This window comes from Parafrankia sp. Ea1.12 (assembly GCF_900465275.1).
GTDB classification, from domain to species: domain Bacteria; phylum Actinomycetota; class Actinomycetes; order Frankiales; family Frankiaceae; genus Parafrankia; species Parafrankia soli.
This window is the reverse complement of sequence record NZ_UBIZ01000092.1, coordinates 45,822-54,028: the sequence shown is the minus strand read 5'-3', so window position 1 is coordinate 54,028 and position 8,207 is coordinate 45,822. Positions and strand designations below refer to the sequence as shown.

6 protein-coding genes and 1 riboswitch are annotated in these 8,207 nt (G+C 70.6%); of the genes, 4 read left to right on the top strand and 2 right to left on the bottom strand.

Annotated elements, in window-relative coordinates:
- Positions 1-328: 328 nt before the first annotated feature.
- Positions 329-1,006, bottom strand: coding sequence for a DedA family protein (locus FMEAI12_RS01690; RefSeq protein WP_235013589.1), 678 nt, complete (start codon positions 1,004-1,006; stop codon positions 329-331).
- A 265-nt stretch (positions 1,007-1,271) separates the two neighbouring features.
- On the opposite strand from FMEAI12_RS01690, the gene fbaA reads away from it, so the two are divergent.
- The 3 genes from fbaA to FMEAI12_RS01675 all read left to right on the top strand — a co-directional run bounded on the left by fbaA (position 1,272) and on the right by FMEAI12_RS01675 (position 6,916).
- On the top strand, positions 1,272-2,306 hold the full coding sequence (gene fbaA / locus FMEAI12_RS01685) for a class II fructose-bisphosphate aldolase (protein WP_012157661.1): 1,035 nt from the start codon (positions 1,272-1,274) through the stop codon (positions 2,304-2,306).
- Between the two features lie 1,530 nt (positions 2,307-3,836).
- A riboswitch (cyclic di-AMP (ydaO/yuaA leader) is annotated at positions 3,837-4,084 on the top strand.
- A 6-nt stretch (positions 4,085-4,090) separates the two neighbouring features.
- Positions 4,091-4,774: a transglycosylase family protein gene (locus FMEAI12_RS01680; RefSeq protein WP_112104739.1), complete on the top strand. Its 684-nt coding sequence runs from the start codon at positions 4,091-4,093 to the stop codon at positions 4,772-4,774.
- A 1,398-nt stretch (positions 4,775-6,172) separates the two neighbouring features.
- On the top strand, positions 6,173-6,916 hold the full coding sequence (locus FMEAI12_RS01675; RefSeq protein ID WP_112104733.1) for a transglycosylase family protein: 744 nt from the start codon (positions 6,173-6,175) through the stop codon (positions 6,914-6,916).
- A gap of 187 nt (positions 6,917-7,103) precedes the next feature.
- On the opposite strand, the gene FMEAI12_RS36085 is transcribed toward FMEAI12_RS01675, so the two are convergent.
- Positions 7,104-7,421: a hypothetical protein gene (locus tag FMEAI12_RS36085; protein WP_146776602.1), complete on the bottom strand. Its 318-nt coding sequence runs from the start codon at positions 7,419-7,421 to the stop codon at positions 7,104-7,106.
- A gap of 355 nt (positions 7,422-7,776) precedes the next feature.
- Here FMEAI12_RS36085 and FMEAI12_RS01670 point away from each other — a divergent pair, with 355 nt between their 5' ends.
- Positions 7,777-8,205 (top strand): DUF3151 domain-containing protein, encoded by a 429-nt coding sequence (locus FMEAI12_RS01670; protein WP_071060827.1) that lies wholly within the window; start codon positions 7,777-7,779, stop codon positions 8,203-8,205.
- The last annotated feature ends 2 nt before the right edge of the window (positions 8,206-8,207 follow it).

Here is an 8,207-nt window from a genome sequence, read left to right as displayed (position 1 = left end):
GCCGCCCGGGCGTGGGACGTCTTCGGTGCCGCCGGCCACGGACCACGTCCTGGACCGGGCCCGCGGGGCCGGCCGGGTCCGCGGCGCGCGAACTCCGCGCACGCAGGGCCGGCCGCGCACGCGAGCCCGGTCGCGCATGCGAGCCCGGCCGTACACGCAAGCCCGGACCGGACGGCGCAGCCCGGTCACGTTCAGGACGCTCTGAGTGCATTCGGACCCTCTGTGTGATCGGCTTGCCGGCCGCTCGCTCACCCGAAGAGACTAGCGATCTGTAGCCGTAGGGGTCCGGCCGGGCCAGGACGAACCCACCGACCAGGCATATAAGGGGTCAGTCCGAGGTGGTCCCGTCGCCGGGATCTCCTGGGACCCGCTCAGTGCGGGCTGGTCCCACTGGTCCCGCTGGTCCCGCTGGAGCCGCCAGGCCCCGCGGCCGCGCTACCCGCCGGCGGAGCAGCTCACCGACCGCCCCCGCCAGGACGGACACGACGATGACCACCAGCGCGATCCACAGCGCCGCGTCCCGCAGGCCCGGGATCGAGGCGGCCTCGTAGCCCAGCAGGGTCAGGCCCGTCCCCCAGACGACGGCGCCGATGACCACGGCCACACCGAACCGGTGCCGCGGCATCGCCACCGCGCCCGCCAGCACCGGAGCGAACGTCCGCGCCCAGGGGACGAACCTGGCCGCGATCAGGGTCACCGCGCCGAACCGGCGGTAGAACTCCTCGGTTCGGCCGAGTGCCCGCGCGTGTCGGCGTTCCAGGTAGGGCCGGCCCAGGTGGCTGCCGGTGGCATAGCCCACCACGGCGCCGGCGCTGGCCACCACCGCGACACCGACCGCGACCACGACGATTGACACGTCCGCGGCCGGATCCGCGGCGACCAGACCGGCCGCGAACAGGATGGTGTCCCCTGGAAGCCAGAAGCCGACCAGGATCCCGCTCTCCGCAAATATCACCGCGAAGAGGATGACGTAGAGGGTCATCCCGGAGAGGCTCTCGATGTCCACTCGGCCAGTCTGCCGGGCGCGGCGGGCGGGGAGGAGACATCCAGCCGCCTTCCGGCGATGTCGCGTGGAACCACACCCGTCCGAGGCGCGCGACGGCATACCCTTCGGCCTACACCTGCCGTCGGCACGCGTCGGGCGCGACCGGACTCATGGGGATCCAGGGATCCGGTGGCGGGTTCGGCGGCGCGGCCGGCGCCAAGGCCCGCGGGCGGTGTGTGCCGCCAGCCGGCCGCGGCGCCCCTACACCTTTCGAGGAGTTCCACCGATGCCCATCGCCAGCCCAGACGTCTACGCCGAGATGCTCAGCCGGGCGAAGTCGAACGCCTACGCCTACCCCGCCATCAACGTGACCTCGTCGCAGACCCTCAATGCCGCGCTCCGGGGTTTCGCGGAAGCCGGCAGCGACGGAATCGTCCAGGTGTCGACCGGCGGCGCCGAGTTCCTCTCGGGAACGACCATCAAGAACATGGTGCTGGGCGCGGAAGCGCTCGCCGAATACGCGCACCACGTCGCCAAGGCATACCCGGTGAACATCGCGCTGCACACGGACCACTGCCCCGCCGACAAGCTGGACACCTACATCCGCCCGCTGATCGCCATCTCGAAGGAGCGTGTGGCGCAGGGCCGCGACCCGCTTTTCCAGTCCCACATGTGGGACGGTTCGGCGGTCGAGCTCGAGGAGAACCTCAAGATTGCCGACGAGCTGCTCGCCGACTGTCGCGCGGCGCGCATCGTGCTGGAAGTCGAAATCGGTGTCGTCGGTGGTGAGGAGGACGGCGTCGTAGGCGCCATCGACGAGAAGCTCTACACCACCCCCGGCGACATGTTCCGCACCGCCGAGGTTCTCGGCACCGGAGAAAAGGGCAGCTACATGCTGGCCGCGACGTTCGGCAACGTGCACGGCGTCTACAAGCCGGGGAACGTCAAGCTCCGACCCTCGATCCTGCGCGAGGGTCAGCAGCACGTGGCCGAGAAGCTCGGCCTGGCCGCCGACGCGAAGCCGTTCAACCTGGTCTTCCACGGCGGCAGTGGGTCGGACCTCTCCGAGATCCGCGAAACGCTCGACTACGGCGTCATCAAGATGAACGTGGACACCGACACCCAGTACGCGTTCACCCGGCCGATCGTCGACCACATGCTCCGCAACTACGACGGTGTCCTCAAGGTGGACGGTGAGGTCGGGGTCAAGAAGGCCTACGACCCGCGCACCTACGGCAAGGCCGCCGAAACCGCCATGGCCGCCCGGGTCGCCCAGGCCTGTGACGACCTGCGGTCCGCCGGCCGGTCGATCGGGGTCTGACCAGCCTCGTCCGGTTCACGGCCCGACGGTCACCTGATCCGTTCCTCTCCCTCCCGGGGACGCCTGTCCCCGGGAGTACATCTATGCCCCGCGGAGTCCATGTGTCCCGGGCTGTGGCCCTCGGCCGCACATGGCACTGTTCTCCCCATGGCTCCGCTCTCCCTATGTCTCGACGCCGTGTCTCCTCATTGCTCTTCGGTCGGCCGAGCGTCCGCGGCCGCGGAGGGCGGCACCGGAACCCCCTGAGCGCCGCACGCCCGGGGGACCACATTCCCCGGGAACAATGAGGTACCTGTCGGGACACGCACCGTTTACCCGGGACGGGGCCCCTCGCCCGGTGCCGCCCGACACCCGGTGCCGCCCGATGCCGCCCGGGACGCCCAGTGCCATCCGGGACGCTCAGTGCCATCCGGACACCCAATGACACCCGGGACGCATAGTGCCCAAATAGGCACACAAAGCTATCGTGGGCGCGCGGTGCCCAGCGGAGCACACGGCGCCAACTCGGAACAGAGTGTGCACCCGCTCCTATCCATGCGGAAGCGCACCCTCGATGTGGACGCGAGGCGTCACCCGCCCGGCGAGGCCTCATGAAGATCGTGCGGGCGGTCGGCGCGACATCGGCGCCCATACCAACCCAGGACACTCCGAAGCCCACAGCCCACCACAGGCCCCTCATGGGTTGCGGATCGGGTAAAGCCTGCCGAGACCACGCGCACGACCCATCGGAGTCCACACCGGACGCAGCGTTCGCGTGGGCTCCTATGTGTCTCAGCGGCCCCGATGCGTCCTACCCGACACATGCCGACACATGCGGCCGCGCGCCGAACGCTGCTGCCGCGGTGACCCGAGCGCACCCGTTCGTGCGCCCCGGTGATACCTCTTCCGGCCCGCCCCGAGACGCACGCCGTGGCCGAACCGCGAGCCGCCCCGCCCGTGGGCCCGCGGGACAGCTCGGATTCCCGCCCGAACGGGGCTACTTCGGGGCACGCAGAGAGGCACCAGACAGCCCACGCGATCGCCCGATCACGGGCGAGAGACACACACGGACCCACCTCAGCCAAGATCGATCCGAGGGACGAATGGGACGTACCGACCCGACCCCGAGGGACGCCACCACCCCGCAAGCAGTCACAGAAACACCCCAACAAGTTAACTCATAGTTACAGTTGCGTTTCTCACACATCACGGCATGCGGGCTGGTATCAGCACGACGATATGAATTTTCTAGCTGCTTGATGACGGCCTGGCCGGCCGCGGGTAGCCTTCTCGCATATTCGGCTTGATTGCCGACAGCACGCCCAATGGTAACGATCTTTCACCAGTGTGATCTGTCGGTACGAACCACCCTCCACGACGCGGTCGCCAAGTTAATGAGCGCGCATGCGCGCGCGATACCAGCACCGTGATCAAACCTCAAGCAGCCACCGGACGGTGTGCTCTTTTTCACCCGAGGCATTCAGTGCTTGTCATTCGACCTGACGGCGTGGTTATGGTCTTCGCCGTGCCCGGAGACAGGCCGGGCACCCGACGGGTGGCACGCCGAATCCCTGCCCCCATCCGTTGGAAACAGAAACCCGATGGCAGGAGCGGGGGAACCAATACCCGGTCGCCGATTCTGGGGACCTTGGGGTGAAGCCGCTAACGCCGACGGCACGAGGAGGAAGCTTGTCCTCCGTTGCCGAAGGCACAGGATTTCCGGAGTTCCTGACTTGGCGGCCGGGCTTTTTCCCTGCCCGAACCCGACAGCTCACCTCGCAGGCGTGGGGAAGGAAAACTCACGCATGTCCGACGCACGTACCAGTGGCCGACAACGCCGCAGCAGTACCCGCAGCCGGGCCCGCACTCTCGTCTCCGTCCCCGTCATCGCCGCGGCGGTCGGCGGAACACTCGCCCTGAGCCAGCCGGCCAACGCCGCCACGACCTGGGAAGGTCTACGGCAATGCGAGTCCGGCGGTAACTACACGACGAACACCGGTAACGGCTACTATGGCGCTTACCAGTTCTCGCCAGGCACCTGGCGCAGCCTCGGCTACTCGGGGCTGCCACACACGGCTCCGCCCGCCGTGCAGGACGCAGCGGCACTGCAACTCGCACTCCGTTCCGGGTTCGGCCAGTGGCCGGTCTGCGGGAGCGGAATGGGCTCCGAGCAGCTCCTGCCCGGCGCGTCGTCATCAGGCGCCGGGGTCCAGGCGTCCAGAGCGGCCGAGCGCACCTCGCTGGTCGCCCAGCCCGCAGCCGCGGGCGTCCCGAACCTGACGCGGACATACACCGCGTCGATGGTCAACCAGGTCAGCGACGAAGTCCGCTCCTGGCAGGCCAAGATGACCTCCCTCGGCTACCCCCTCACGGTCGACGGCAGCTACGGACCACGGTCCGCGGCCGCGGCGCGTGACTTCCAGGCCGCACGCGGCCTCGTGGTGGACGGCGTCCTGGGTCCGCAGACCTGGGCGGCCACCTTCGGCTGACGTCTGCCGACCGGCGCACTCGGTCACCAGCCGGGCCGTCTGACGGCCACCGCCGCACGCGGCGCCCGCTCCCCCGCTGGCCTGAACCGACCCACCGCACCCTCCTGACGGCCGCCCCCACGCCGCCGTCCGGTCGCGGTGGCCCCCACGCACCGGTCGAGCCCCCTTCGCAAGGCGTCCTTCCCCCGGACGAGGCATCCCACCCGCGCCCGTCGCGGTGAGCCATCCCTCCATGGACTCAGGCCCTCGAACCGGGCGCCGGCGAATCATCCGTGTTCCAACTCCGCCCAGCCGGTGTGTCTCCGGACATCCCGCCCGCGGCCGACCACGTGCTGTCGCAACCGCGATTCCCCCACCAGCACGAGCTCGGCACTCTGCGTCGCCCCGGTTCGTCCGCGGCGAAGACCCGCCGGCGCCAGGACCGTATGACCCGCCCGCACGGGGCAGACCCCGCCGTGCGGGCGGGGGCCGGTGCGCGGATCGCCCCAACGATCCGCGCGGCACGGGAGGCGGTACGGACTCAGGCGGCAAGCCGGCGTCGAAGTCCCGATGCCGGGGGCCGTGTTCTCATCCGTGATCCACCCGATGATCGGACGAACCCTCCGACAGCCAAGTCGCCGCGGCGCGTGATCCGCCGCCGACTCTGCTAGGTCGAGCCCGCCGCATGATCTCCTCCGGCCCAGGCCGCAGGAGGAGCCGTCCACGCCGGTGATCCCGGCGGGCGGGCGTGTCCCACACAGGCCGGGACACGCCCGCCGCGGACGGCCAGCCCGATCCCGTCGCCCGTGCAGGTCCTCCCTCCGCCGCGCCCCGTGCCCCCGGGCCCACAACCCCATCAACCTACATATAGTCATGTTAGATATACAAAACGTAATTATCTAGGAAAAAACTACAAACGAACGACAAAAATACTTTCGAGGAGCCGTCCAGACGCGACGGCACGCGGCCCGACCCACCCCGGCGGACGGCCGTCCGCGGCCTGGCGGTAACGTCATCCGGATCAGTGCGTCTCGTCACAATCGGCTACGTCACTCGTCAATCAGCCCATTCGGGTAGCTCCGATGTGGTCCTTTCGCATCCCCCACTAGCCGCCCGAATTTGCGCCGTCTAGCTAGATCTCGCTACAGTTCCGCCCACTCGCCTCCCCGGGCGAGGTCATGCGGACGGACGCCGAGTCCTGCCCCCGTCCCCATGGCCGGAACGAGCACGGACAACATCGGGCAGGAGCGGGGGACCCACCATCCGGACGCCCCCCCGGCGTCCTAGGGGTTAAGCCGGCGAAACGTGCGGCCGGGAGCACACCGATCCGCGAGGACGGGCTCCGGGCCAGCGGCGCCGACCGGGCAACTTCCAGCCCGAACCCGACAGCTCACCCCGTAGGCGACGGGAAGGACTCTGATGCGATCGCATGATCGTGTTCCCGCCCGTTCCAATGGCCGTGGCGGAAGGCACCGAGCGACCCAGGGACCGTCCACCGCGACTCGGGTCCTGCGCACCACCGGCGCCGTGACGGCGCTGGTCGGCACCGGGCTCGCGGTGACCGCCGCTCCCGCGGGAGCGGCGACTGCCGACGACTTCGCGAAGCTCCGCAAGTGCGAGTCGGGCGGCAACTACGCCATCAACACCGGCAACGGCTTCTACGGTGCCTACCAGTTCGACCAGCGCACCTGGACGGGCCTGGGCTACCCCGGCCGACCCGACCAGGCTCCTCCCGCGATGCAGGACGAGGCCGCGTACAAGCTGTACAACAGCCGCGGCTGGTCACCATGGCCCGGCTGCACCAGCAAGCTCGGCCTCACGAGGAACGGCCCGGCGCCGGCGTCGTCCGGTGCCGGCGGCGACGTGATCGCCCAGGCCCTGACGCCGGCCGAGCCGCCTATGACGCTCGAGCGCGCTCGGGCTGAGGTCGGCGGCCAGTTCGGCGGCGAGGCGCTGAACGTCGGTATGGGCGACGACGTGCGCGCGGACGCCTTCATATGGCAGGCAGAGATGCGCGACCGCCGGTTCGTCCTGACCGTCGACGGCAAGTTCGGCCCGGAATCGCAGGGCATCGCCGCGCTCTACTCGTACCTCACCCGAGTGAGTGACGGTCAGCCCGGCGTGGTCGGCCAGAACCTGTGGAACGCCACCGTCAGCGGCTGACACCACCAGCGCCGCCAGGCACCCCGGCACCGCCGGCTTCACCTGACACCACCGTCGACGGCCGACGTCGGCGGCGCCAGCGGACGTTGCCGACAGCTGACAGCGTCGACAGCTGTCGCACGCCCTGAGACGGCCGGCAGCGCCCTCACACCGTCGGCAGCACCCCCAAGGGTGGCTGACAGCGCCGTCAGCCGGCTGGCGGCACGACCGGCGGCCGGGGCACCCGCATCCGCTCCCAGCGGCTGACAGCGCCGTCAGCGGCTGGCGGCTGCCACGGCCCGGCGCTGACGGCCTGCGGTGCCACGTCGGGACGTCGCGCGGCGTCTATGTCAAGGCGCCTCGGGGCCTGGATGTCGCCGGGCCGGGCGTCGTGCGCGCCCGCCCACCCGCAGCGAGACCAGGCCGGGCGTGGGGCCAGGCCGGGCGGGACCGCGGTGCCCGAGCCCCTGACATCGCCGTCGCCACCCGCCAGGACCGCGGACGGCGCCGGACCTGCGGCGGCCACGCGTACCTCCGGATGACGGGCGCCGGGTCCTCATGACCGTCTGGCAGGTCGGGCTATGCCTCGTTGGCACGAGGTTCCACGAGGGCGCTGTGGTCCCGGGCTGGTCCCGATCTCGCCTCCGCGCCCGTGTCGTGGTCCGCCCGGCCCTCGATTGCCGTCAAGCAGAAATCTAAAAACCAACAGACAGACTACGGAAGAAATCGACTGACACAGGAGAAGTAGGGCCGGCGGCGGCACGACGCCGACGGGGCGCCGACGCGATGCCGGCGGGGCCCGCGGCCGTCCGTGGCCGTTCAGTGGCCGTCCGCGGGCGGCTCGGCCCCGGAACGGCTCCGGCGTCGGGCAGGATGAGGTCATGACGACACCGCCCGCGAACCAGAACCTCCTGTCGGGCCCGCCGCCCACGCTGCTGCCCTCCGACGCGGCGGCCGCGGACGCGCTACGGGCCGGCGACACGCCGGACACGGTCGCCGCCCGGTTCCCGGCCATCAGCCTCGGCTGGGCGGTCCTCGCCGAGGACGCGCTGCGCGCCGGGCGCCCGGTGGAGGCGTACGCCTACGCACGGACCGGGTACCACCGGGGCCTGGACCAGCTCCGCCGGTCCGGCTGGAAGGGGCACGGGCCGGTCCCGTGGTCCCACGAGCCGAACCGCGGCTTCCTGCGGGCGCTGGCCGCGCTCTCCCGCGCCGCGGCGGAGATCAACGATGGCGAGGAGGCGGCCCGGTGCCGGCAGTTCCTCACGGACAGCGACCCGGCCGCGGCCGCGGAACTCGGTCTCGCATAGCC